Below are 25,089 nucleotides of genomic sequence, written 5' to 3'. Positions count from 1 at the left end.
ACCTCCTCAGTAACGGAACAGCCGCCAGGCCATCAGCCGGGCGACGGCGACGATTGCCTTGGCAATCAGGTAATACAGCGCCGCGGCGATGGCGAAGTATTCGAAGGTGCGGAACGTCTTGACGTTGTAATCCTGGGTCACGCCGGTGAGGTCATTGTTCAGCCCGACGATTACCCCCAGCGACGTCATCAGCACCGCCCAGACCATCTGGTTACTTAACGGGTAGAACACGATCCGCAGCAGCTGCGGGACGATAATCATCCGGTAAGCCTGGAAGGCACTCATGCCCAGCGAGCGCGCGGCGCGCACTTGCGTGCCGGGTACAGCCTTGAGGCCTCCGCGAAAGTTTTCCGCCAGGTAGCCGGCATTGTTGAAGGTGATCCCGGCCAGCAACGCGAACCATGAGCTGACATGCAAATCCAGCGAGCCGAGGCCGAAGTAGAGGACGTAGATCTGGAACAGCGACGGGGTGTTGCGGGCGATCGACACCCAGCCATTGCCGATGCCGCGCAACAACGGTTGTTTGGTTTCGCGCATCACCGTCAGGGCCAGGGCGATCAACACGCCGAAAATCATCGACAGCGCGGCGGTCTCGAAGGTGACCCAGGCGCCGGCAAGCATGTCCGGCAGGGCGCGCAGGGTCGCGCGCCATTGGAAGGTGTAATCAAACATGCGCGTGGCTCTCCAGAGGGGCGGCCGATTGCAGCCAGGCCGGCAAACAACCGCTGGCCGTGGCGTTGCAGGCGGCGTCGACGCATTCGGCGAGGTTGGCGAAGTGCACCTCGCGGCCCACCAGGCCGGGTGCGTAATGGGCGTACTTGCCCGAGTTGGTCATCAAGGTTTTGGCGGCCAGCGGGATCACCGGTTCGCCGAGCATGCACCAGCAGGTGTCGGTGACCAGGGTCGCACCGAAGGCTTCGATCACCGCGATATGTCCGGCCTCACGGGCCTGCTCCAGCACCGCGCGACCGCAGGTGATGGCGAGCACGACCTCGGGGTGTTTGTGCCGACCCCGACACAGCCGCGCCAGATGCGCGAATTCGCTAAGAGAGAAATGCGGGTTGCCCAGCGAGACCACATCCACCTGGCTGTCGCGGGCGCTGTTGAGCTCACGCCAGCTGAGCAGCAAATCCTTCAGGCGGATTTTTTCCACCGGCACAGGAGCATCCGCCCCCAGCACCTGCGTCGGGTCGAGTGCTTCCGGCGTCACCCCGGCGATATGGAACAGCGGCGCGGCGGAGGTGGTGGCAAAAGCCGCGCCGAAGGCTTTCAGGTCATCCAGGCTCGGCTTGCTGTGTTCCAGGCCCAGCACCAGCGGAATCCGGCTGCCGGCCAGGGCACCGATGTGGTAACCGAGCAGCGGGTAGAAGGCATCATCCAGTTCGCCCAAAACCGGCAATTCGATTTGCAGGTTCGCTTTACGTTGCGCGTCCAGATGGCAACCAATCAACGGCGCGCGGCCGGTCAGGGCGATGCAGATATCCAGGTAGTCCGGGTATTTCAGGGTGCGTGCGCCGAGCACGCTGTTGGCGTAGACCACCGCATTGGATTCGGCCCAGACAATCTGCTCGCCGGCCTTCGGTGCGCTGTCGAGCAAGTAGGGTGCGCAGGTGAAACTGAGTTGCGCGCCCATCGCCATATAGGCATCGCCCAGGGCACTGGCCGGTACGCCTAGCGCCGGGTCGATGCCCAACTCACGCCAACGACGCTGGTCGACGGAAATCGAATTGAGCGTGGTCGGCACCCGTACTTTTGCTCCCCACTGCACCAGTTGTTCGGCGAAGCGCAGGCTCGCAGGTCCCGTATAGATGCAGCCGTCGATGTGTGCCTGGGTGACATCCACCAGGTGGCGCGCACCTTGCAATTGAGCCATGCGCAGGACGATCTGCATGGCGACCTGGGCGGCTTTGCCATGCTCGCCATTGAGCAGCGCCCGATCGTGTTCGGTGAGTTCGATAGAGGTGATTTTTTCTTCTATATGCAACGGACTGTCGAGTACCTGCCAGGCATCACCCGGCAGGCGGTCGAACACGGTTACCGTTGATGCTTCGACCCGAGCAAAGGCCTTTCCACGCAAGGTGGCGAAGGCCTCCCGGCCGATGCACAGCACCGGCAGGGAACGCTCGAAAATGGTCTGTGCCACGAGCACGCCCAGGGTCAGGATCTCATCGGGTTCGGCCAGCACCAGTGCGGCCGGCGCATGACCGTTGCTGATCAGTTCCATCAGCACACTGCTTCCGGTGCACGAGCCGCGGCCGCTGGGAATGGCCAGCACCCGGCCGGCCAGGTATTCGCCGCTCAGCGGGTGGTGACGGTCGATGACCTCGCCGCTAAACGGGTCGACTCCGCCCCAGAAACTCAAGGCCACATCGGCAAACAGTAGGGCGCCTTGTGCGGCGCCGGCGACCAGGCTGCGACCGGTCAGAGAGGTTGGCCTAGGCATGCCGGACACCTCAGTAATAGACCTTAGGCACGGTCAGGTCGGAGGGTGAAATCTCGGTGCCGACCCATTTGGTGAACAGCTCGTTGTAACGGCCACTGCGCACTTGCTGGTTGACGAACAGATTGAGGTAGTTGAGCAGGCCATACTCGTTGCGCTTGGCGCCCAAGGACACGTAGTCGATGGTGTACGGCGCGTTACCGGCGATTTTCAGGTTCTTGTATTTGCCCGACTTGATCGTGGCGGCGGCCACGGTGTTGGTGACCACGGTTGCGTCGATGTGGCCTTGGGCGACCGCCAGCAGCGTGTCGTTCTGCGACTGATAGGCGCGGAAGGTGCCGGTGCCCCAGTTCTTCACGTCTTTTTCCAGGGCGATGGCTTCATAGGTGCCGCTGGTGTTGCCCAGAGCTTTGCCTTTGATATCGGCGAAGCTGTTGATGCCGGTGTTGTCGCGGGTCAGCACCACCATCTGGAAGGCGAAGTACGGCACGGTGAGGCCGACGGTCTTGGCCCGTTCGAGCGTGTCGGAAGTGGAGGCGACGATCACGTCGGCGCGCCCGGAGACCAGCGCTGGAATTCGATCGGGGAACGGCGTTTCAACCACTTCAGCCTCGACCCCGAGGATTTTCGCCAGGTCGCGGCAGTAGTCCACGTCGAAACCGGCTGGGTTGTTGCCTTCATCGCGAAAACCCATGGGCGGGAAGTCCAGGGTCACTGCGCAACGCAGCTTGCCCGAACCGATGATCTCGTCGAGCTTGTCGGCCTGGGCGGTGGCAATGAAGGAAGTACTGAGAACAGCGCTGAGGGCTACGGCAAATGCGGGGTTTTTCATAGAGGCCTCGTGGTCGGAAAGTGCTGTTAGATATCGTATTGTGAATTTCGTATACGATATTAGATTAGCAATGAGCGTGCCTGTTTCCGAACACCGGCGAGAATTACTCGCCAAACCTTGAGTTAAACGTCCTGCAAGAGGGTGGGAATAGGGCGCGGCAGAAGAACCCCTCGATGGCCTGTATCAGGCGGTGTTACAGAAGGGAGCAGTTGAGACGCCGGGCGCCCCTTAAAGGAACACTCGCCCGGGTTCAGCGACGGCTTTCGCGATACTGACTGGGTGCCAGACTGGTCAGAGCGCGGAACTGCCGGCTGAAGGCACTGTGATCGGTGTAACCGCAGCGCAGGGCGATCTCGGTGATGGGCAGGTCAGTGTGCAGCAACAGCCGGGAGCCTTCTTCCAGACGCGCCTTATGAATCATCTGCCGTGGGGTGAGTTGGAACACCCGCTTGCAGTGGCGCTCCAGTTGCGCCACGGAAAACCCGGCGATCGCAGTCAGTTCGGCGAGGCTGATGGGCCGGGCGAAATGGCTGCGGATATGCGCGTCCACCGCCGCGAGTTTGTGGAAAGCTGGATGGCTTGACTGTGGCAGTTGCAGGTCGCGGGAGATGCCGGCCAAGCCGACCACATGACCCTGCAGGTCGCGCAGCGCGAGTTTGTGAGTCAGGCACCAGACTGGCTGGTTACCGTAATACAGGTGCAGTTCGAGTTGGTCGGCCAGTTCGCGGCCGGTGGACAGCACCTGCCGATCCTGCTCGGTATACAGCGGGCCAAAGCGCTCGGGAAAGACCGTGTCGGCGGTGCGCCCGAGCAACTCGTCAGTGTGTTTGAAGCCGCAGCGCCGGGCCAGGGTCTGGTTGACGAAGGCGTAGCGGGCCTCGCTGTCCTTGATGAAAAACACCACGTCCGACAGGGTATCGAGCAGCGCCGCGATCGGCTGCAGACTGCTTAGCAGGGTCGGCAGGTCGCAGGGTTTGAAAGTGGTGAGCGAGGCATACATGGCGCTGGGCGTCTGGTGGCAATGCCCCGGATCATAGAGACTCGGCAGCGGACCCGAAAGCCCCGGGCCGGCATTCAGGACGGTGGGGTGTCGTCCAGGCACAACAACGTCTCGATCCGCGCCGGACTGAAAGGCGGGCGTGGTGCCGAAGGTTGCCAGCCGAACAGGTGCTGCAATGCGCCGCCACACACCCGGCCTTGGCACGCGCCCATGCCACAGCGGCTGGCCAGTTTGGCCTCGCGCCAGTCAGCGTGCCCTGCAAGCAGCCCGTAAGGCACGTCTTCGCAACGGCACACCAGGGTGTCGGGTTGCGTCAGCGACTTGAGTTGCGGGTCGAGGGCGAATGCCTTGTTCAGCGCGTTGGCGAAACCCTGCCAGCGCGTGCGCCGAGGCCACAATGCTCGGGCCGAATCAACGTCACCGACCGCGGCATGTCCAGCGATCGCCCCTTCGACCAACGCCAGTTCACTGCCACCGAAACCGGTGCATTCACCGGCCGCGAAGTGGTCGGCGCGGCTGCTGGCCTGCCAGGTATCGACCGAGAGCGCCTGGCCGTCGAGGTCGCAGCCCAGGGCCTGGCCGAGTTGGGTATTGGGGATCAGCCCGAAACCGCAGGCCAGGCGATCACATTCCAGTTCGAGGATTTTTCCTTGTTGTTGCAGGCGCACACCTTCCAACCGTCCATTGCCCAGGGCGGCCAGTACATGGGTGCCAGTACGGTAATGGTGGTCGAACAACGTGATCGACTGCATCAGTTTGTTGGGCCAACGTGGCAGTCGGGCGGCGAAACCGCCGACGGCGGCCGAGGAGGCCTGCTCGGCAATGCGCAGCACCCGGGCGCCGTTGTGTTTCGCGGTGGCGGCGCTGGCTAGCAATAACGGTCCGCTGCCGGCAATCACAATGCGCTCGTCCTGCACTGGCAGGCCGCCCTTGATCAATGCCTGGAGGCCGCCAACCCCCGTCACACCGGGCAGCGTCCAGCCGGGGAAGGGCAGGAGTAACTCGCGGGCGCCGGTACACAGAATCAGTTTGTCATAGCCGATCCACCAGCCACGATCAGCGTCTTCAACCAGCAGTTGTTTCGGCCCGGCGCAGGCGATCACCCGCGTGCCGGAGTGGCGGTGGATGTTGCTGCACGCCTCGAGTCGCTCGCGCATCTGACGCGCCGGGTTCGGCAGGTTGGCCTGAGGCCCGTCACGCCAGATTTGGCCACCCGGCAATGGGTTGTCGTCGAGCAGGACGATGCGTGCACCGCTTGGCGCCGCAGCGAGCGCGGCGGCCATGCCGGCGGGGCCGGCACCGATGATCAGCAGGTCGGCGTATTCGCTCATGCTTGAGTCTCCACGTGCATGCCGTCACGGCAGAGCGTCTGGCAGGCCAGGCGCCGTCGACCGTCGATGGTCACCCGGCATTCCTGGCAAATGCCCATGCCGCACAGCGGGGCGCGACGTTGGCCACTGACCGATGTGCGAGTGCAACCATCGCCACCAAGGGCCAGCGCGGCAGCGACGCTGGTGCCCTCGGCAACCTTCAAGACACGCCCGTCCAGCATCAATTCAGGCATAAACGGGCTCTCCGAGAAAACGTTGCGGCAGATACGGTTGCGCGGCCAGCGGCGGCGCTTCGTCGAACAACTGCGCGACCAGCAGGTCGGCGGTGCCGGGGGCGGTCGTCACGCCGAGGCCCTCGTGACCGACCGCCAGCCATAAGCCTTTGCGTTGCGGGTGCTGACCCACCAGCGGCAGGCCGTCGGGGCTGGCGGCGCGAAAACCGGTCCAGGCGCGGATGCCGTTGAGCTGAGCCAGCCCCGGCATGTACTCGGTGGCACGTCTGAGCATTTTCGCCAGCATCCAGCCCTCGACCTGTGGGTCGGTGGTGCCAAACTGTCGCGAGGCGCCGATGAACAACTGTCCGGTCGGCCGGGGCTGGATATTGCAAGCCGTTGAAGGGCCGCTGGCGTTGTGGGCACTGGTGACGTAACCGAGCTCCACCAGGGTGTGGGTGACCTTGCCGGGGTAGCGGTCGGTGATCAGCAAGTGACCTTTCTTGGGCTCGATCGGCAATTCGGGGCAGAGCGCGTTGGCCTGGATACCGTTGGCCAGAATCACCGCTTCGGCGCTTAGCCAGTGGCCGTCGTCGAGTCGCACGCGGTTGCCATCGACTTCGCTGACCCGCGCCCGGCGTTGGCTGATGTTCGGTGTGTCGAGCATCCAATTGGCCGTCGCCGGGGCATAAAGAATGCCATCGCCATTAATCAGCAGGCCGCCTTCCAGACCCTCGCGCAATTGCGGTTCGCGCTGGCGTAAGTCGCTGCAGGTGATCAATTCGCAGGCCACGCCTTGGGCCTGCAAGTTCAGGTATTTGCTGTGGGCGACGGCCATTTCTTCGGCATTGGCCGCCAGCCAGAGGGTGCCGTTACGGCGGTACGCGCAGCCATCGGGAAGGGCCGGCGCCAGTTCGCGCCAGCGTTGCAGGGAATATTGACTGAGGGCCAGTTCGGCCGGGTTGTCATCGAGGACCAGCAAGTGGCCCATGCCCGCCGCCGTAGCGCCCGGCAGGCCTGCGTCCAGCACCAGCACGCGCAAGCCGCGACCCGCCAGCGCCTGGGCACAGGCAGCGCCGATGATGCCGGCGCCGATCACGATCACATCGGCCACCCGGCCCTCGCTCACGGGCGAATGCCCCAGGCGAACGGGTCGTCTTGTTCGATGATCAGGCTGGCTTCGGCGCTGATAAAGGCGCGGCCGCGAATGGTCGGCACGATACGCTCGCCCTGAAGTTCATAGGAGCCTTCGAACTCGCTGCCGATGACACTGGCCTGACGCCAGATCTGTCCCGGCTGCAATTTGTCGTCGGCCGCCAGGCACGCCAGTTTGGCACTGGTGCCGGTACCACAGGGCGAGCGGTCGTAGGCCTTGCCGGGGCAGAGAACGAAGTTGCGGCTGTCAGCCTGCTCGTCATCGGCGAACAGCTCGACATGGTCGATCAAGCCGCCGTCTTCGCCGCGGATCCCCTGAACTTCCAGTGCTTGCTGCACGGCAAAGGTGTACGCGGTCAGCGCTTCAAGGTTGTCGCCGGCAATGTCCAAGCCATGCTCGGCGATCAGGAAGAACCAGTTACCGCCCCAGGCAATATCGCCGACCACCTGGCCGACACTCGGCACCTGCAGCGCCAGCGCTTTGTGGTAACGGTACGCCGGCACATTACGCACGCTGACCGAATGGTCTTCGTGCAGCGTCGCCTGCACCGTGCCAACCGGGGTTTCGATGCTGTGCACGCCAGGGCCGATTTTACCCAGGTGCGCCAGCGAGGCCACCAGGCCAATGGTGCCGTGGCCGCACATGCCGAGGTAACCGCTGTTGTTGAAGAAAATCACACCGGCACAAGCGGACGGGTCCACCGGCTCACAGAGCAGGGCGCCGACCAGCACATCACTGCCCCGTGGTTCGAGTACGCAGGCAGCGCGCCAGTGGTCATGCTGTTCGGCCAGCCGCTGTCGACGTTCGGCCATGCTGCCGCTGCCCAGGTCAGGAAAACCGGCGGTCACCAGGCGGGTCGGTTCGCCGCCGGTGTGGGAGTCGATCACGGTGATGCGTTTCATGGGAGGGCCACGTCCGTTCAGATGGTTGAACGCAAGAGTGGCTGGTGCGGGGGCTTGCCGGCTTGATGGTTTTATCCAGTGCCGATGACGAAATCGGCACAGTGGATTGAGCGGTCAGTGGCTGTGAGGCAGGTGCTCGAACAAGGTCTTGCAGACGCCGGCAATGTGCTCGTCGAGTAGCTTCACCGCCAGTTCTACGTCACCGGCGCGACAGGCCGCAAGGATTTCCCGATGTTCGTGGTCGGCGCGATCCTTGCCGGCAGAAAGGCTCATCTGCATGCGCAGGTAGCGCTCCAGCTTGTCGTTGACCGAGCGGATCAGACTGACCAGAAACGGCCGCTGCGCCGGCTCATAGAGGCAGGCGTGCAATTCCCAGTTGAGCTCGGCCCAGCGTCCCACGTCATCTTCGCCGATGAACTCCTGGCAGATGCGTTCGGCGCGCGCGAAGGTGTCTTCGGTCATGTTGGGAATGGCCAGGCGCAGCACCTTGTCTTCGAGCAACATGCGCACTTCGAACATCTGCGCCAGTTCCGCATCGGACACCCGCGTGACCATCGCCCCGCGATTGCGCTGGAACATCACCAGGCCTTCGGCCTCCAGGCGCTTGAGGGCTTCGCGCACCGGAATCTTGCTGACGTTGAACTGGCGGGCGATGTCGTCTTGACGAATCGGCTCGTCCTCGGCGAAATGCCCGGCGACGATGGCGTCACGCAGATGACGGGTGATGATTTCCGACGTCGAAGGCGAATTGCCAAGGTCGGGAGCATTGAGTTTTGTCAGGGCCACGGTCGTGATCGTTCGCAATGATTTGCAGATAGGGTATACGAATTTGCCCTGGTGTTCGTCGGCCATGGCCAGCCACTAGAATATCTTCACCATCTGGTTGCAGCTGCTAAGCTTCGATCTGGCGACGCTCAACCTGCACGGAGGCGGGCGATTGTGATCAATTGCGTTGGCAATTCGAGTGTGGACATTGCTCCCGAACGACTCGGTCGGGAAGAGGTAGAGCGGGTGCTGGCGCTGCTGCTGGCCAGTCCGTTGTTCGCCAAATCCAGGCGGATGGGCAGCCTGCTGCGCTTCCTGGTCGAGCACGACCTCCAATTCTCCGATACGCCTCTCACCGAGCACGCCATCGGCATCGCGGTGTTTCGCCGCGACCCGGCGGTCTACTGCACGGGCGATGATCCCGTGGTGCGGGTTCAGGTAGGCCGGTTGCGGCGCAAGCTCGCCAGTCATTACGCCACGCTTGGCCAACAGGATCCGGTACGTCTGAACGTGCCGGCCGGTTGTTATCGACTGACGTACGAGCGGCAACGACCCCGGGCAACCGGCACACGCCATCCGGTCCTGCAACTCCAGCCGTTTACCTGCATCACCCGCGACGGCGACGACTTTACCCAAGGCTTGTGCGAAGAGTTGAGTTGCAGGCTTTTCGAGTCATTCGAACAGACGCAAACGCCGGCGAACCATGTGCTGATGAAGGTGCCACGAAGTAGCGTAAAAGCACCCGACCTGGGACGGGCCAGGCGCGGCAGCTATTCCCTGGAGGGCAGCGTGCGGGTGGAACCGGCGCGTGTCCGGACCTCGGTACGCTTGATTGATGTCGCTCAGGGGCGAATCCGTTGGTCAGCGCAATTTGATCGAAATCGACCTTATGGCATCGCCACTCAGGAAGACCTGGCCGAGTCCATCTGCCGGTCGTTGACCGGATATTTCGCCAAGGGTGGCAGCGACGATTGATGAGCAGAGAGGCAACCGCAAGGTTGCCCCGGATGCTGGCGTTACACGACGGTCCAGCTACCGCCAGAGTAGAGGCGGGTCGCACTATTATCGAAGGTCAAATCGATTTCAATTGATTGCGAGCGCGAGGTGCTGAACATGGTGCTGGTCTGCACGTTCTGTTCAAACCACACCAGAATGGTCTCGACGGGGGTTAGCACGGTCTGGCCGGTGACTACTTGTGCCGAGGCCACGTAGATAGGTGTGCTGATCTGCTTGCCATCGATGCCCGTGGACAATTGGCTGATGCCGGGGTGGATCGCACCGTAGTTGTTCACCAGGGTGATGGAGGTGTCGGGGCCACCACTCGTCGCCGAACCCAACAGGCCGGCATTGTCGAGTATCGACTGTTGGCCCAGTCCGATATTGACGATGTTGGTCGACACATCGACTTGAACGTTGGCCTGGAAAGAGTTGGCACCGAACAACTGATACTGGGGCGTCCAGCTGAACGTGCTGTTGCTCAGGTACTGGACGTAGGATTGCCAGACCACATTGTAGGCTTCATTGCCGACCTTCTTGGCAAAGCACAGCTTGTAGCCTGATTGTTTGAGCAAGGTCAGGTCACCGGCGGCGATCTGGATCTTGACCGACTTTTGGGTGGCCGCCAGGGTCGACGTCAGCACCTTACTGTAGTCGGTGGTTTTCAGGGCTGTTGGGGCGACGCTCTGAAACGACTTGAAGGCCTCTTGCACATCATTGTGCAGCTGCTGGCTTTGTTTGCTTACTGGGTTTGACTGACTCATGGTTTCCCTCTTCCTTGGTTGAGTGTTGGACAATCAATGGGCAGCGGGCTAGCGATCGGGCAGCACCCGTGGCGTTCTTCCATGCCTCCAGTGACGGGAGGCGGGCGGTGCCGATGATGTGTCACAACCCTGTAAGCACATTGACGGCTTCACGGTAGGCGAGTCGCGCAGCACTGCGAAGTGTCTTGGCGTAACAGTCTGGAGGGTCATGGGCGCCGGTGCAGATCATGAAGTAACAGCCTGCGTAACAACGTTGTATCAATGGGGGGCAGCTATCGCTCAGGTGGCCTGAGTCGACGGTATCAGCGTTTGGGCAGATTCCAGCGCTCGCGAAGGTGCTCGTATTCCACCTCGGGCATTTGAACCAGCAGAGGGGACTGGCGAGGATCCAGCCAATTGAACAAGCGAGAAATATCTGCTTGATCCATGGCCGTACAACCCAGCGTCGGGGAAGTGGCACCACGCCAGATATGGAAGAAAATGCACGAGCCCGAGGCGGGGGACGCCGGCGTATTGTGTTCGATGAAAATGCCTTTTCGATACAGGTCGTCATCGCGACGCATACGTTCGGAGGTGTTCCAGTCTTTCGATACAGTCGCTCCGTCGACAAGGTCGTTATAGTGTGCGGAGTGGCTGTCATCCACGCATTCGATGGTCGATGTCAGCGCAAGGTAAGGCAGTTGGGTGGCGGCCGTGTTGTCGTAGCCAAACGCCGTTCCCAGCTTGAATACCCCGGCGGGCGCCTTTCCATCCCCTTCGCGTTTGACAGGACCTTCGCGTTGTTCAACGCTGCCAAGACCCTTGCCCCACGCAAGCCCGCTCTGGCCGACCACCACCGGAAACGGCGCTTCGTATTTTCGAAAGGTGTTTCCCTGCCGTTCATAGCGCTGGGCGGTGCCCTGGATGTCGGTCCAGTTTTTTGTGGTGACCACAATCAGTTGATGGCTGGTGGCGAGAGCATCGCTTGCACCCAGCGGCGTAATGGGGAAGTCCATGACGTTCTTCGACGAACCTTCTCCACTGTATGTGAAGTGCCACCATTCCTTCGAGTACCCGGCAAATCCTTCTTTCTCCATGGCCCTGCTGAGCGTCTGGCGATTGTCCCTGGCGGCAGCGTTGATCATCGGGTTGTAGGTATGCGCCCGCTCATCGAAGCAATCGAAACCGGTGCCCATATCGAGTGCGCCATCGCGCCAACGCTGGCCATAGGGAGCCGTGCAATCGACTTGCTCGGCTGACGGCGCCCAACTATCGGCGGGCAGAGCATCCGGACCGGTCAGTGTCAAATCCACGGTTGAGCCTTTGGAGTGGTTCGACACCCGTGCCACGTAACCCAGACGCCAGAAGTCCTGCTTATCCACACGCGGATAGAACTCGGCCTTGCGTGGGTCACCCGGTTCCGTCGCGAAGCGCCCCATATCGGCAACGGCACGGCTGGGTCGATAACAGTCAAACACCTTCAAACCATAGCCCTGCGCATGCAATGCCTTTTGTACCCGAGCGAGGGCCTTGGCAGCCTCCAGTGACAACAGGCACTGCCCAGCGGTGTAACCGTCGAGTGGGTGCCCGGTGAAGTTGTGAGCGCTGGCATAGCGAATGTCTTGCTCAATGCCCGGATCAATCATACGCAAATAAACCATGTTCTCGGGTTGAGGCTCTGCACCGGCCATGCAGGGCACGACAATGCTCAGGCACAGGGCCAATTGCAGCCAAGACCGCGGGAGCAGGCTGAGTGAGCGAAGCGAAAACAGAGTCGAGGAGGGCAGAGGCAGAAGGCTGGAGGGATAGCGCATGCGGTGCTCCAAAGAGGCTGGTTCTCAAGCCAAATCAGGGGATGGGTCGAGTCGGTGAGCTCTAGCGTATGTCCGCTGTTGGCCGATTACCGTCTCTGGCCGAGAAAAAACTTAATGTCGTGTCCGGGATTACTTGACCAGTACAGTGCCGGCACATGTGAACGAACGCTCATCTTGAAAATGCAATTGCTAATTTGTATCATTCGCCTTCAATTCAGCGAAGCAGGGAACGCAGCGCCCAAATAATAAAAAGGTCAAGGCAATGCTCAAAATGCTTCTCGTATACGGTCATCTGCTCGCTACGTGTATTGCCCTGGGGCGGGTGTTGCAGGCTGATCACAAGCTTTGGAGTTGGCGCAAGGAAACACTGGACCAAGCGGGGCTTGAGTACCTTGATGAAACTCAGAAGATCGTCAGCCTCGCACTGCTGGCCCTTTGGGCAAGCGGACTGTTGCTGGTGCTTCAGGGTTACCTCAGTGAAGGCGACGCGTATTTGCTCAATCAGAAACTCTGGGCCAAGGTGACTGTCGTCGCGCTGCTTAGCCTGAACGGTGCATTATTGCATCGAGTCGGCTTCCCGCTGCTGCAAAAGGCTCCATTCGTCGCACTGCGCAGTGCAGGCCGCGCCCGGCTCGCCTTGTTGGGTGCGCTTTCCATGAGCGGTTGGCTATTCGCCGCTTTCCTGGGGGTGGCTCGAGCCTGGAATCACGTATTGCCTTATCTACATGTGATGGGCGCATTCGCCGCATTCTCGTTACTGGCTTGTTGCGTGGCACTTGCAGTCGCCGGTAGGGCGGGCAGTGTCGGTGCGCAAAAATCCTCGGTACCGGGGTAGCTATCAATAACGTGCAGCCGGTAGCCTGGAATTTGTCGAGCCATGGTGGTCATTGTCCGCTGCTGCCACCGTCAGCGCTTGAACCTGCTCCCGTCCCGGCGCCGCTGCCACTCGAACCGCCCTTCTGGCCGAAACTGTGTAAAAAACATCAGTTGGCTTCTACCCAAACTATTTGAAGGTTGCCGAAGCCGTTAGGCTTGGCTTTCTGAATGGAGGGCGGTTACTAGACCACTGCACATCGCCTCTCGGGGGCTACGCTCGCCGTGGATTGTCTTTAATAGCATGCAAAACGACTCTGTAATGAATGGCCATTAGTATGAATTTCAGAGCAAATTCGCAATGGCTCACTAAAGGATGCTTGGTTCAACAGGACTTTGAGGTCGTCATGTATAGAGTGGGTACAGGCTATACCAGTGTGTTGGTGAATACGCTCTCGGCTCAGGGCTTGGATGTGATCAATTTATCCCGGGAAGCCGGGTTGGATATGATGCTTCTGAGTCAGCAGCAAGCCTTCTACAAACGAAGTGTTATTTACCGTCTGTGGGAATTGGCGGCGCAGGCGTCTGGCGATTCGAATATTGGTCTGAAAGCTTACGGGCATGTACATCCGAGTAACTTCCAGATTGTGGGGTACACGATGATGTCCAGCTTGAATCTGAAGCGGGCGCTCGAACGCCTCGTGCGTTTCAGCCCGTTGATTAGCTCTGGACTTAGCCTGTTTTTGGGTCAAGAACAGCAGAATTATCGACTGGCCGGGCTGGATCACCAGTGCGACTCGGTCAAACCACGGCAGTACACCGATGCCGGACTCGCGTCGCTGTTGGGATTCTGTAGTTGGCTGGCAGGTGGCAAATTGCCGCAACCGTTAAGCGTGGAGTTCACCTATCCCGAACCTGAAGACATCTCGGAGCATCAGCGGCTGTTTGGCTGTGAGCTGCGTTTCGGGGCGGCCTATGACAGCATCCTGTTCGATGGCCAAGAGCTTCTGCGTCCGTTGAGCATGGCCAACGAGGCGTTGGCTATACTCCATGACAGTTTTGCCGAAGCTCAGCTGGATCTATTGTACGGCTTCACCATTGTATGCAGGATTCGTGGACTGATCACCGAGCGCCTGAGTCAGGGGCAAGGGCAGTGTGATATGGAATCGATAGCCACCGCGCTGAACATTAGCAAGCGAACGTTGCAACGAGCACTCGAGAAGGATGGCGCCCAGTTCAAGGACGTGCTGAACGATGTGCGTCGGCAGTTGGCCGACTTCTACCTGCGTCATTCCCATTTCAATATGAAGCACGTGACTCACCTGCTCGGGTTCCACGACCACAGCAGTTTCCACAAAGCTTGCATCCGCTGGTTCGGCATGACGCCCGGTCAGTATCGAGTCGATGAATCCCTGCTAAAGGCCAAGGATGCAAAGCCTCGTCTAGTCGGCTAAGGAATGCCGTCTCTCGAGCAGCGAAGTCCGAAACCTTGCAAACGTTGAAAAACGTTACCACTCGAAAGGCTGAGATTTTAGCCCGAGCGCAATAGTTGGTTAGATCTGGCACGCAAGCAGCATGAGAATAAGACAGGTACGAGACGCTATGGGGAGTAGGGATCCGAAAGGCTACTATGCCATTCTCAGGGTAGATAACGACGCTGATGGCGCGTTTATCAAAGCCGCCTATCGTCGGCGGGCAATGGAACTCCATCCTGATCGGAACGCGTCAGCAGGCGCGACCAGCCAATTTCAGCACCTCAATGAAGCTTACGCCGTACTCTGCGAACCAGAGTCTCGAGCCGAATATGACACGATGTCGGTCGAGGCAGCCAAGAAGGTCTGCGCCGAAGATTTCGAGGCGCCCGAGCCAATCGTCTGCTCATGTTGCGGCAAAGTCTCTGCTCAGCCTCGTTACGTGATTTTCTTAAAAGCCAAGAGCTTCCTGGTTTTCACGGTACGCTCAATGACCCAAGGGGTTTTTTGTAGCCCTTGTGCCGAAAAAAAGGCACTTCAGGCCACCGCGATTACCTGGGCCTTGGGATGGTGGGGTTTTCCGTGGGGGCCGATCTATTCCGTCCAGGCCCTATGGGTCAATATGCTCGGAGGCAAGCGACCGGTGTTGCCTAACGCGCGATTGGCTGCCCATCAGGCCCGTTTCTTCGCCGCCACAGGCCGCCCCGATATGGCGCGCGCAGTTGCCTTGGATGCACTTAGCTTGGCGCAAAAAATTCCTCGCAAGAAAAAGTCCGACGGTAGGTACGTCGATGACGAAGGGGCCAAGTTACGCGCACACATTGAAGTGTTTTTAGACGCGCTCGGCGGCAGTAGTGTCCGCCTTAGGAACGCGTGGAAACTCACGCAGCGTCGGTTTTTTGTGCAAGTAGGGGTAGTCGCTGTAATTGCCGCTGGCATCTCCTCAGTAATACTGAATGCGCAGACGAACACTTATGCTCCGCCGCGAAGCCCTGAGCCATACGTAGCTGAAGCTACGGCGAATGTCGACCACGGCAAGCAGACTTCAACTGCCGGGATACCTTCTCCGAATGCGGCTGGGACGAGTTCAACGCGCCAGCCTGTGGCTCAGGGGTATTCGACGATCGCTGGCACTGCGGTCGTCAAACAAGCCTGGGTCAGGCCACCGAAAGCACCAAACGGGCAACCTTGGCCGAAGTTGGCCTCTTATTTGAAGGGGTTCCCTCAAACCAACGTTAAAGGGCGTTCGACCGTCACCATCGACAACGGACAGAACAATTCGGACGTCTTTGTAAAGCTAGTATCCCTAAACGGAAATCACGCCACGCCGGCCCGCTTCGTGTTCATTCCTGCACACGGACGTTTTACGGTCAAAGCAGTTTCACCTGGTGGTTATGATGTGCGCTATAGAGATCTAGTTTCCGGCTATCTGTCGCGCTCTGAACAGTTCATGCTTGAAGAAAAAAAGACTTCTCAAGGTCCGCAATACAGTGACCTCACGCTGACGCTGTATAAAGTCAAAAACGGCAATATGACCACCTATAATCTTGCCGAAGATGAATTCTGATTATCGGGTGTCCGACCCAACTCTGATTCCGAAATATTGGTGTGAGGCTGTGGCTAGCGTCATCAATCCTGCCTTGACTGTCACAAACACGAGGTTTGCTCTATCTGCGCATTACGCAAGTCAAAGAGCCCATTCGCGGCGTTCTCCATTGACCGGATGTGTCTCAATGACCACTTTGAGTGTTTTGTACCGATGCGCCAAGCAGAAGCTAGATAGGAGTTTATGAACTCGGCTTCAGTGGCATGTGGAGGATTCGGCCGACTGGCAAATTCCCCCTGCGTTGCTAACCTCATTCACAGCAATCACCCCTTTACAAGGATTGGGGCAGTGAAGGGACACACAGTCTTGGCAGTCATGAGCGCGATGCTCTGCAACACGGGTTACGGTGCACAGCTCCAAGTGGAGGTGCGCATTGACGTGCAGCGTGGTTGCCAATTGGTGGGTACCACTCGCAGTACCGGTATCGAACAACTTGGGGTGCTGGATTTTGGCAGCGGCCCGCGCCTGGATAACCCCGCTGGCCCGTTGAGTGCCGCGCTGATCAGCCAGCGCCAACCACGCCTGGAGTGCAACCCGGACACGCCCTATCAGGTACGAGTCGACGGTGGCCTGCACGGTGGCGTTGGCGAGGTGCGTTACCTGGCTGCCGCGTCTGCGTCAGGCAAACCCATTCCCTATCGGATTTATACCGACGCCGCCCGGCGAATCCCTCTGGCCGTGGATGTGCCGGTCAGCGGTCGTGTACCGGATTCAGGGTCGGTGAATTTGCCGCTTTACGGGCGTATTGAGCCACTCAAGGACATTCCCCAGGTTGGGCGCTATTCCGACCTGCTCAAGGTGACGGTGACATGGTAGCCCGCCGTTGGGCCTTCGCGGCGCTGGCCGGCCTGTTGCTGCTGGCCGATGACACCAACGCTGCCGTCAGCGGGCAAATTCACGCGCGGCTAGTGATCACCGCCAGCTGCGAGGTGAGCAAAGGCACTGACAGCGCCCCGGTCAGCCCGGACGGCCAGGTGGCGGTGCTGGATTTCGGCAACCATGGCCCGACTTGGGACAACCAACCGAGTGCCGAGATCAGTGACAGGGCACCGTTGGCGGTCTCTTGCAACCCGTCGGTCCGCAGCTTCACTGTGACCATCGATGGTGGTGCCCATGGCGACGGCAGCACCCGGCGCCTGAGCAATGGTCGACAGACCATTCCCTATCGTCTTTCTGCTGATGCTTCCGGTCGCAACACCTACAGCATCGACCAACAACGCAATTTCGTCGTGACCAAGAGCACAAAAATACCGATTCCGGTATTCGGCTCGGTGGAGGTGAATGCCAGGGCCTTACCGGTCGGGATCTACACAGACACCCTGACGGTGACACTGGATTGGTAAACCATGAGGAGAACATCATGCATGCACTTGTCTCGAAAGTAGGCCTTCCGTTGATGGCGCTGGTGTTGGCCTCCAGCGCTCAGGCGGTGACCACCGTGACCGGGCAGATCAGTTCCACCCTGATATTGACCAACAGTTGCCTGGTCAATGGCGTGGGCGGTACCACGGGCTTGAACTTCGGTACGCTCAATTTTGGTACCACCAACAGCCAGTTCGCCACGGCCACCGGCCAAGTGCTGGGCGGCGGTGGGGGCGCCTTGTCCGTTCAGTGTTCTTCGGGCACCTCGCCGGTGATCACCGTGGGCGCAGGGGCCCATGACGGGCAATCGACGGGCGGTACCCGGGCGTTGTACGACGGCGTTGCCAATTTTGTACCTTATGATTTCTATACCGACTCCGGGCATTCGACGCTCCTGGCTATCAACGGAACGATCAACGTGGGCGCGAGCACTGGCCTGGCGCAAACCGTGAATATCTACGGTCAAGCCGTGGGCAAGACGGGGCTGCCGGCCGGTACTTACACCGATACGGTATCCGTGCAACTGACGTTCTAGAGCCATGAAGGGCGTCTGGTACACGACGGCGGCGGTGGTTATCAGCTGGGGGATGCCGCTGTCACTGCTGGCGGTCACCAGCCAGACATTCCAGGTCAGCGCGACGATCACGCCGGGTTGCCTGGTGGTCGGCGGCGGGTCGAACTATGGCAGTCTGACCTTCGGCACTTATTCGGCGTTATCCACGAGCAGCGTCTCCGTGCCGCTGAACGGCAGTGTGACCTTGCAATGCACGCCGGGAGTGACCCTGAACATGAGCGTCGATGGCGGTTTGTACAACAGCAGTGGCCGGCACCTAAAGCTCAATAGCGGCAGTGCACAGGTGGCGTACCAGTTGTTTCGGGATGCCGCGCTGAGCCAGAGCCTGGGGATCAGCCAGAGCGTCAGCGTGGCCTACAGCAACGCCAACAACATCACCCTGCCGATTTACGGACAGGTGCAGTTACCGGGTAATCAGCCTGGGGGGACGTACAGCGACGTGTTGCAGGTGCAGCTGTCGTGGTAAGGCTATTGGCATAAGGAGTGGGGTCTATGTATTCAGCGTCCCAGCGGTTATGGGTTGCGGGTTTTATCGGGCTGGTGGCGTTGGGCATGGGAAAGGTTCAGGCCGCCAGCTCCGTGCTGATCTGGCCCATTGATCCGGTTCTGGAAGCGGATCAACAGGCCAGCGCGTTGTGGCTGGAGAACCGTGGCACCGAGACTGCCAACCTGCAAATCCGTGTGTTCGCGTGGAGCCAGAGCGGGTTTGATGATCAATACCAGAACCAGCGTGACGTGATTGGCAGCCCGCCGGTGGCCAAGATCGAACCTGGGCAGAAGCAACTGGTGCGCCTGACCCGAACCCGGGAAGTGCCGCCGGGCCAAGAGCTGGCCTATCGGATCATCATCGATGAAATCCCTTCGGCGACGCCGGTAGCGCCACCGGCCGATGGCAAGACGGCTGCTGCCATCCGCTTTCAGATGCGTTATTCGGTGCCCTTGTTCGTCTATGGCCCCGGCCTGTGGAGCAAGGACGACAGCACCCGCCAGCGGGACCCGAAAGGCGCGGGCAAGCCTGATCTGAGCTGGAAGAAGGTCACCGTCGCCGGGCGTAACTATGTGGAAATGCGCAATCAAGGCGCGGTGCACGCCCGGCTGACTGATGCCGCGCTCAAGCAGGGCGGCCAGCCTCGGCCGCTGGTGGAGGGCTTGCTCGGCTACGTGCTGCCGGGCGCGACCATGCGCTGGCCGGTACCGGATATGATGCCGGCCGATCAGCCGTTGCAGGTGCGGATCAACGGGGCAACAAACGTGGAAAACATTACGCCAGGACGGTAGTGCCACGGTCTGGAGCGTGATGCAGGGGCAGCCCCTGCTTTTAACAGGATGGAGATGTCCATTGAAGGACACAAAGCCGTCATGAGCCATGATCGGCATCGTTATCTGTGGCGATCGGTGGTGGCAGTGTACCTGTATGGCCTGGTGTTCGCGCCTCTGGGCATGGCCACTGCGTTGCCGCCGCCCCCCGGCAATATGGAGGCCGTTGCCGATGCACAGTTGTTTCTGGAACTTGTGGTCAACCAGATGGACACCGGCCGGGTGGTCGCCGTCAATCAGCGTGCCGGACGGTTGTTTCTACCGGCGGCCACCTTGCGTGACGCGGGTATGAAACTGCCCGCTGGCATGACCGAAGAAGTCGCCCTCGACAGCCTGGCCGAGCTGCACAGTGAATACGATAGCCAGGGCCAGCGCTTGCTGTTGAATGTACCGCCGGCCTGGTTGCCGGATCAGTTCATCGGCAATCGCAGCAACTACCCGCGCACCCAGGCGATGACCAGTTTTGGCGCCTTGCTCAACTATGATGCCTACCTCAACGACACCGACGACAGCGGCACCTACCTGGGGGTCTGGAATGAAGTCCGGCTGTTTGATACCTGGGGTACGCTGTCCAACACCGGCCAGTACCGCAGCACCATGGGTGCCCAGGTGGAAGGCAGCGCCCTGAACAATGGCTACCGGCGCTATGACACCACCTGGCACTTCTCCGACGATGAGCGCCTGCTGACTTACGAGGCTGGCGACGTGATCAGCGGTGCGTTGCCCTGGAGCAGTTCGGTACGCCTAGGTGGTGTGCAACTGTCCCGGGACTTTGCCGTGCGCCCAGACTTGGTGACCTACCCCTTGCCACAGTTCACCGGTGAGGCTGCTGTGCCATCGTCGGTGGACCTGTTTATCAACGGCTATAAATCCAGCAGTGCCGACCTGCAGCCTGGGCCCTACACCCTCACCAATATTCCGTTTATCAACGGTGCGGGCGAAGCGGTTGTGGTGACCACGGATGCTCTGGGGCGGCAGGTCTCGACCACGGTACCGTTCTACGTCACCAGTACGCTGCTGCAAAAAGGCCTGTCGGATTTTTCGGTGGCTGCCGGAAATTTGCGCCGGGACTACACCATGCGGGATTTTGGCTATGGGCCTGGGGTGGCCAGTGGCAGTTTTCGTTACGGGGTATCGGACACCTTCACCCTGGAGAGCCATGCCGAAGGCTCCAATTCCCTGACCCTGGGCGGGTTGGGCGGCAACGTGCGGCTGGGCAACTTTGGTGTGCTCAACACGGCCCTCAGCCAAAGCCAGTTCGACGGCGAGAAAGGCCAGCAATTGAGCCTGGGCTATCAGTACAGCAACCAGCGCTACAGCCTGTCCTACCAGAGGGTACGGCGCCGTGACCAGTACGCCGATCTGACCCTGATCGACACGCTATACGCCAGCCTCAGCAAGCGCAGCGAACAGGTGACCCTGAGCCTGAATCTGGACAGCTACGGCAGCATTGGCGCCGGCTATTTTGATGTGCAAGCGGCTGATGATTCACGCACGCGGCTGTTGAACCTTACCTGGAGTAAACAGCTGTGGCACAACACCAGTTTCTACCTGTCCGCCAACCGCGAGATTGGTGACAGCAACTGGGCCATGCAGGCGCAACTGGTGATCCCCTTCGACATATACGGCAGCCTGAGCCTGAGCAATGAGCGCAGCCAGGCCGGAGAAAACCGTCAACGGGTCAACTACAGCCGTGCGGTCCCCACCGACGGTGGCGTGGGCTACAACCTCGGCTACGCCCGTGGCGACGGTCCGGCCTATCGCCAGGCCGACTTGACTTGGCGCCTGCAGTCGGTGCAGTTGCAGGCTGGCGTGTATGGCAGCAGCGATGCGCAAACCCGCTGGGCGGACGCCAGCGGCTCGCTGGTCTGGATGGACAAGCAAGTCTTCGCCGCCAATCGGGTCAATGACGCCTTTGTGGTGGTCAGTACCGATGGCTTTGCCGGCGTGCCGGTGCTCTACGAGAACCAGAAGATAGGGGAAACCGACCGCAACGGGCATTTGCTGGTGCCCTGGAGCAGCGCCTATTACCGCGCCAAGTATGAAATCGATCCGTTGAACCTGCCGTCCAACGTGCAAACCCCGCAGGTCGAGCAACGCGTGGCCGTTCGCCGAGGCAGTGGTTATGTGCTGGAGTTTGCGGTGCGCCGGGTCATTGCGGCAAGCATCACCCTGATGGATGCCCAGCACCAGGACCTGCCCCTGGGCAGCCTGGTGCAGCATGAGCAAAGCGGCGCGCAGGCGGTGGTGGGCTGGGATGGCCTGGTCTACCTGGAGGGCCTGGCCGAGCACAACACGTTGCGGGTGACCGTGGGCGAGGGCCACACCTGCCAGGCGACATTCGAGCTGGACATCACGCAGGAACAGGTGCCGCTGATTGGCCCGCTGGTTTGTCAATAAAGTGGAGGAGTGTGGACATGCGGCTCAAGCAAGGGGTGTACTCACTGGCGCTGCTGGCAAGCCTGGGTTTCGCGGCACAGGCCCGGGCGGCTTGCTCAGTGGTGTCGACCGTGCCGGCCGGTTTCGGCTCGGTGAGTTCGATGACGGTGCGTACCGCCGCCCAGACCAGCTCGACCACCAACGCCGGCTTGAGTTGTGGAGCGACGTTGATCTCGCTGCTGGCGGCCAGCGATCACTTCTATGCAACGATCACCTCGGCGACCAGCGGCATGGTCGGCCCGACGGGTGACGTCATTGGTTATACGATTTACGCCAATAACAGCACCAGTTACCCGATCACTCGTGGGACCCAGTTCGACTTCGCCAGCAACAATATTGCCCAGAGCCTTGGCCTGGTATCCGGGCCAGGCAACAAGACAGTGCCGATTTACCTGGGCAGCATTACTGGCAGTAACGTTGCGGCCGGGGTCTACAGCGAGACCTTGAGCATCTTCTGGAGCTGGAACTACTGTGCTGCGCTGGGCACTGGCTCCATCTGCCTGGGGCGGGATATCGGCACCGGCACCGCCAGCCTGACCGTCAGCATGACCGTGACCAACGACTGCCAGATCACTGCGCCCAACATCAGCTTTGGCAGCGCACCGGTGGTCAGTGGCTTCAGTGCCGTGACCGGGCAGACCATCAACATCGCTTGCACCAAGGGCAGCGCCTACACCGTGGGCTTGAGTGACGGCCAGAACCCGGCAAGCGTGGGCGGGCGGCGGCAGATGATCTCCGGCAGCAATCTGCTGGCCTATGACATCTTCAAGAGCGCCACCACCACCCGTTGGGGCAGTGTGACGACAGCGCGCCGCGCCAGCTCCACGGCCGAGGTCAACCCGGGCAACGGCCTGGGTACCGGCAGTCAGATTTTCAACTACAACGCCAAGATCTACACGGACCAGAACACCCCACCGGGGGGGACGTATATCGACAATGTGGTGCTGGACGTAGGTTTCTAGAGCCGCAGGGTTTGCTTGAGCATTTGTGTGGTCGGCCGGTCCGACGGGCTGACCATTGCATCGTTAGAACCGCCGCCGGACCAGCACTCGGCTTGCAGCCCATCGGAATGGCTGCTGCCACGAGCCAGCAGTTGTTCTGCGGGCCCGTTGGCCGGATGTAGTAGCTGATGCGCCGGCCCTGTTGATCTTCATACAGCACCATGGCCGCCGCGCCTTGTTCGGTGGCGAGCAGGCGCCCACCGAACTCCTTGAAACCTGCCTGGTTCAGGTCTGGCAGACGGTGGGCCTGGGTAAGTAGCGGTCGAGCCAGGCTTGCATGTCGCCATTGCCTTGCACGTTGTAGTCGGCGGGCAGGATGCCGTTCTGGGCAAACAGGATCAGTGGTTTAAACGGATTAAGGTTTGAGTTGCAAGGCGGTGTAGCTCGGACGCTTACTTTAAGTCCGTGCTTGTCCTGGCACATAAGTGGTATCTGTTGGAGGTAGCTACATTCATTCCATTTCAGGGTGAGGAAGAATCATGCGGACGTGGATAGGGGCGGCGGCTCGGCCCATCAGCCATTTGCTGATTGCAGCGGGTATTAGCCTTATCGCAATCGTAACCAATGCGCAGGCTCAAGCCACACCTCAAGTCACTCAAGAGATAAAGGGCTTGCTGGACTTTGTCGAGCACAGTCAGTGTCAGTTTATGCGTAACGGGAGCGAATACCCAGGTCCCCGGGCTCGGGCGCATCTGGAGAAGAAGCTGAATTATCTCGAAGGCAAGAACATGGTGAGCAGCGCAGAAGATTTCATCGATCTTGCTGCCACTAAAAGCAGTATGAGTGGCCGCGCCTATGAAGTGCGATGTACAGAAGGCGTACAACCGGCAAGCACTTGGCTAAAGAAGGAACTACAGAGGCAACGGCAGCTTCATTGAGTTTGTCTCAAGTCGAACAACGCTCTGGATGGCGTTGGGCTTTTTCACTTGCATCATGTGAAGCACCCGTTGAGTAAAGTGGTGCCGGTGCTCATCGTCTGGTTTAAGCGGCCGCTCTGGCGGGAACCTGGTTCGCCTGCAAGCACTACTAAATAGCTTTTTCAGTCTCCTTGATGCCGATGAGTTCAGGATGAAAATATGAGTAGCGAAAGTTCAAACACCAAAGCTGAGCCTTTTCGTATTCCGCGCACGATTTGGGCTCTTGGCTTTGTCAGCCTATTCATGGATCTATCGTCCGAGCTGGTACACAGTTTACTGCCTGTGTTTTTGGTCACTACATTGGGGGCGAGTGCATTGGCCGTCGGAGTGATCGAGGGTATTGCCGAGTCGACCGCCATGCTCGTCAAGATATTTTCTGGCGCTATCAGCGACTTTATTGGTCGGCGCAAAGGATTGCTGTTGCTTGGGTATGGTTTAGCCGCGCTGAGCAAACCACTTTTTCCTTTAGCTCATTCGGTGGAAGTGGTCTTTATAGCACGATTGCTGGATCGCATTGGCAAAGGCATTCGTGGGGCGCCACGAGACGCTCTGGTCGCAGATGTGTCGCCACCAGAAATCCGTGGCGCCTGCTTTGGCCTGCGACAGTCGATGGATACCGTAGGGGCTGTTCTTGGCCCTGCTCTGGCCATCTTGCTTATGTTATGGCTCGCAGATATACAGCTTGTCCTGTGGTTTGCAGTGATTCCGGCAGTAGTGGCGGTGGCGCTCATTGTCACAGGAGTAAAAGAGCCCATACACCTCGCCAGCGAACACAAATTTAGATCTCCAATTCATTGGAGAGTCCTTCACGACTTCTCCTCTGGGTATTGGTGGGTCGTCATAATTGGGGGGGTGTTTACGCTTGCTCGTTTCAGCGAGGCGTTTCTGGTATTACGAGCGCAACAGATAGGCCTGTCGATCACCTGGACTCCACTGGTGATGGTGGTCATGGCACTTTTTTATGCGCTGTCTGCTTATCCTGCCGGCTGGCTATCTGATCGCATCCCTCGCACGAAATTGCTCTGCGTAGGGATGGGGATACTCGTTCTGGCGGATCTGGTGCTCGCTCAATCCAGTTCCGCCATTACGATGATGTTGGGCGTCGCCTTGTGGGGGCTTCATATGGGATTTAGCCAAGGCATTCTTGCCTCGCTGGTAGCGGATAAAGCTCCCACAGAACTCAAGGGCACGGCCTTCGGCATTTTCAATCTTGTCAGTGGTATATGCATGCTGATCGCCAGCGTTCTTGCGGGCTGGCTTTGGCAAAGCATTGGGTCAGATAGCACTTTCCTCGCGGGTGCACTGCTTGCCACAACAGCTCTGTTGTTACTGTTATTCAAGAAGCAGTAAGCGCAAACAAAAGCAAAATAAATGGTTCTGAACGAACAGCTCACCGC

24 protein-coding genes and 1 pseudogene are annotated in these 25,089 nt (G+C 59.9%); 13 read left to right on the top strand and 12 right to left on the bottom strand.

Translation table 11 applies throughout. The annotated features are described in order from the left end of the window. Positions 1-6: 6 nt before the first annotated feature. The 9 genes from ACYZT0_RS13965 to ACYZT0_RS13925 form a co-directional block, all read right to left on the bottom strand. Positions 7-672 (bottom strand): amino acid ABC transporter permease, encoded by a 666-nt coding sequence (locus ACYZT0_RS13965; RefSeq protein WP_008157202.1) that lies wholly within the window; start codon positions 670-672, stop codon positions 7-9. Further along, positions 665-2,443, bottom strand: a complete 1,779-nt coding sequence (gene lhpI / locus ACYZT0_RS13960; protein WP_462046333.1) for a cis-3-hydroxy-L-proline dehydratase — start codon at positions 2,441-2,443, stop codon at positions 665-667. The genes ACYZT0_RS13965 and lhpI overlap by 8 nt, the downstream gene beginning before the upstream one ends. 10 nt (positions 2,444-2,453) lie before the next feature. Further along, complete coding sequence (locus tag ACYZT0_RS13955) at positions 2,454-3,272, bottom strand: ABC transporter substrate-binding protein (protein WP_462046332.1); 819 nt, start codon at positions 3,270-3,272, stop codon at positions 2,454-2,456. Positions 3,273-3,522: 250 nt separating this feature from the next. Continuing rightward, complete coding sequence (locus ACYZT0_RS13950; protein ID WP_462046568.1) at positions 3,523-4,272, bottom strand: AraC family transcriptional regulator; 750 nt, start codon at positions 4,270-4,272, stop codon at positions 3,523-3,525. Positions 4,273-4,346: 74 nt separating this feature from the next. Continuing rightward, positions 4,347-5,603 (bottom strand): FAD-dependent oxidoreductase, encoded by a 1,257-nt coding sequence (locus ACYZT0_RS13945; RefSeq protein ID WP_462046331.1) that lies wholly within the window; start codon positions 5,601-5,603, stop codon positions 4,347-4,349. Next, the gene (locus ACYZT0_RS13940; RefSeq protein ID WP_462046330.1) at positions 5,600-5,836 is read right to left on the bottom strand and encodes a (2Fe-2S)-binding protein; all 237 of its coding nucleotides are present in this window, start codon (positions 5,834-5,836) and stop codon (positions 5,600-5,602) included. Before ACYZT0_RS13940 ends, ACYZT0_RS13945 begins: the two co-directional genes overlap by 4 nt. Next, complete coding sequence (locus tag ACYZT0_RS13935) at positions 5,829-6,944, bottom strand: NAD(P)/FAD-dependent oxidoreductase (RefSeq protein ID WP_462046329.1); 1,116 nt, start codon at positions 6,942-6,944, stop codon at positions 5,829-5,831. The genes ACYZT0_RS13940 and ACYZT0_RS13935 overlap by 8 nt, the downstream gene beginning before the upstream one ends. Continuing rightward, on the bottom strand, positions 6,941-7,873 hold the full coding sequence (locus tag ACYZT0_RS13930) for a 4-hydroxyproline epimerase (RefSeq protein ID WP_462046328.1): 933 nt from the start codon (positions 7,871-7,873) through the stop codon (positions 6,941-6,943). The genes ACYZT0_RS13935 and ACYZT0_RS13930 overlap by 4 nt, the downstream gene beginning before the upstream one ends. Positions 7,874-7,987: 114 nt before the next feature. Next, complete coding sequence (locus tag ACYZT0_RS13925; RefSeq protein WP_462046327.1) at positions 7,988-8,659, bottom strand: GntR family transcriptional regulator; 672 nt, start codon at positions 8,657-8,659, stop codon at positions 7,988-7,990. 150 nt (positions 8,660-8,809) lie between these two features. Here ACYZT0_RS13925 and ACYZT0_RS13920 point away from each other — a divergent pair, with 150 nt between their 5' ends. Further along, positions 8,810-9,613: a hypothetical protein gene (locus tag ACYZT0_RS13920; RefSeq protein ID WP_462046567.1), complete on the top strand. Its 804-nt coding sequence runs from the start codon at positions 8,810-8,812 to the stop codon at positions 9,611-9,613. A gap of 41 nt (positions 9,614-9,654) precedes the next feature. On the opposite strand, the gene ACYZT0_RS13915 is transcribed toward ACYZT0_RS13920, so the two are convergent. Together ACYZT0_RS13915 and ACYZT0_RS13910 are read right to left on the bottom strand one after the other, a co-directional pair. After that, the gene (locus ACYZT0_RS13915) at positions 9,655-10,398 is read right to left on the bottom strand and encodes a hypothetical protein (protein WP_462046326.1); all 744 of its coding nucleotides are present in this window, start codon (positions 10,396-10,398) and stop codon (positions 9,655-9,657) included. A 302-nt stretch (positions 10,399-10,700) separates the two neighbouring features. Further along, on the bottom strand, positions 10,701-12,191 hold the full coding sequence (locus ACYZT0_RS13910; RefSeq protein ID WP_462046325.1) for a M15 family metallopeptidase: 1,491 nt from the start codon (positions 12,189-12,191) through the stop codon (positions 10,701-10,703). Between the two features lie 262 nt (positions 12,192-12,453). On the opposite strand from ACYZT0_RS13910, the gene ACYZT0_RS13905 reads away from it, so the two are divergent. From ACYZT0_RS13905 to ACYZT0_RS13860, 10 genes are all read left to right on the top strand, one after another. Beyond that, positions 12,454-13,026, top strand: coding sequence for a hypothetical protein (locus ACYZT0_RS13905; protein WP_462046324.1), 573 nt, complete (start codon positions 12,454-12,456; stop codon positions 13,024-13,026). A gap of 304 nt (positions 13,027-13,330) precedes the next feature. Then, positions 13,331-14,458, top strand: coding sequence for an AraC family transcriptional regulator (locus ACYZT0_RS13900; protein WP_462046323.1), 1,128 nt, complete (start codon positions 13,331-13,333; stop codon positions 14,456-14,458). Between the two features lie 148 nt (positions 14,459-14,606). Continuing rightward, entirely contained in the window at positions 14,607-16,043 is a 1,437-nt protein-coding gene (locus ACYZT0_RS13895) for a J domain-containing protein (RefSeq protein WP_462046322.1), read from the top strand. A 354-nt stretch (positions 16,044-16,397) separates the two neighbouring features. Further along, a complete protein-coding gene (locus tag ACYZT0_RS13890) occupies positions 16,398-16,898 on the top strand; it encodes a Csu type fimbrial protein (protein ID WP_462046566.1) in 501 nt (166 codons plus the stop codon). Next, the gene (locus ACYZT0_RS13885) at positions 16,892-17,425 is read left to right on the top strand and encodes a Csu type fimbrial protein (protein ID WP_462046321.1); all 534 of its coding nucleotides are present in this window, start codon (positions 16,892-16,894) and stop codon (positions 17,423-17,425) included. The genes ACYZT0_RS13890 and ACYZT0_RS13885 overlap by 7 nt, the downstream gene beginning before the upstream one ends. A 17-nt stretch (positions 17,426-17,442) precedes the next feature. Further along, on the top strand, positions 17,443-17,979 hold the full coding sequence (locus ACYZT0_RS13880) for a Csu type fimbrial protein (RefSeq protein ID WP_462046320.1): 537 nt from the start codon (positions 17,443-17,445) through the stop codon (positions 17,977-17,979). A 4-nt stretch (positions 17,980-17,983) separates the two neighbouring features. After that, positions 17,984-18,484, top strand: coding sequence for a Csu type fimbrial protein (locus tag ACYZT0_RS13875; RefSeq protein ID WP_462046319.1), 501 nt, complete (start codon positions 17,984-17,986; stop codon positions 18,482-18,484). Positions 18,485-18,510: 26 nt separating this feature from the next. Further along, positions 18,511-19,296, top strand: a complete 786-nt coding sequence (locus ACYZT0_RS13870) for a fimbrial biogenesis chaperone (RefSeq protein WP_462046318.1) — start codon at positions 18,511-18,513, stop codon at positions 19,294-19,296. A gap of 48 nt (positions 19,297-19,344) precedes the next feature. Next, positions 19,345-21,735 carry a fimbria/pilus outer membrane usher protein gene (locus ACYZT0_RS13865; RefSeq protein WP_462046317.1) on the top strand — a complete coding sequence of 797 codons (2,391 nt, stop codon included), beginning with the start codon at positions 19,345-19,347 and terminating at the stop codon, positions 21,733-21,735. A 17-nt stretch (positions 21,736-21,752) separates the two neighbouring features. Next, the gene (locus tag ACYZT0_RS13860) at positions 21,753-22,736 is read left to right on the top strand and encodes a Csu type fimbrial protein (protein ID WP_462046316.1); all 984 of its coding nucleotides are present in this window, start codon (positions 21,753-21,755) and stop codon (positions 22,734-22,736) included. Here the strand turns inward: ACYZT0_RS13860 and ACYZT0_RS13855 are convergent. Next, positions 22,733-23,111, bottom strand: a pseudogene (locus ACYZT0_RS13855) (anti-sigma factor family protein); the annotation flags it as partial. The gene ACYZT0_RS13860 and the pseudogene ACYZT0_RS13855 overlap by 4 nt on opposite strands. 143 nt (positions 23,112-23,254) lie before the next feature. Between ACYZT0_RS13855 and ACYZT0_RS13850 the strand changes: the two are divergent. Together ACYZT0_RS13850 and ACYZT0_RS13845 are read left to right on the top strand one after the other, a co-directional pair. After that, entirely contained in the window at positions 23,255-23,653 is a 399-nt protein-coding gene (locus tag ACYZT0_RS13850) for a YfeK family protein (RefSeq protein WP_462046315.1), read from the top strand. A gap of 198 nt (positions 23,654-23,851) precedes the next feature. Beyond that, positions 23,852-25,042, top strand: coding sequence for an MFS transporter (locus ACYZT0_RS13845; protein WP_462046314.1), 1,191 nt, complete (start codon positions 23,852-23,854; stop codon positions 25,040-25,042). Positions 25,043-25,089: the final 47 nt, after the last annotated feature.

This window comes from Pseudomonas sp. ZS1P83, assembly GCF_054897825.1.
The sequence above is the reverse complement of the archived record's forward strand: the minus strand, read 5'-3'. Positions and strand labels throughout refer to the sequence as shown.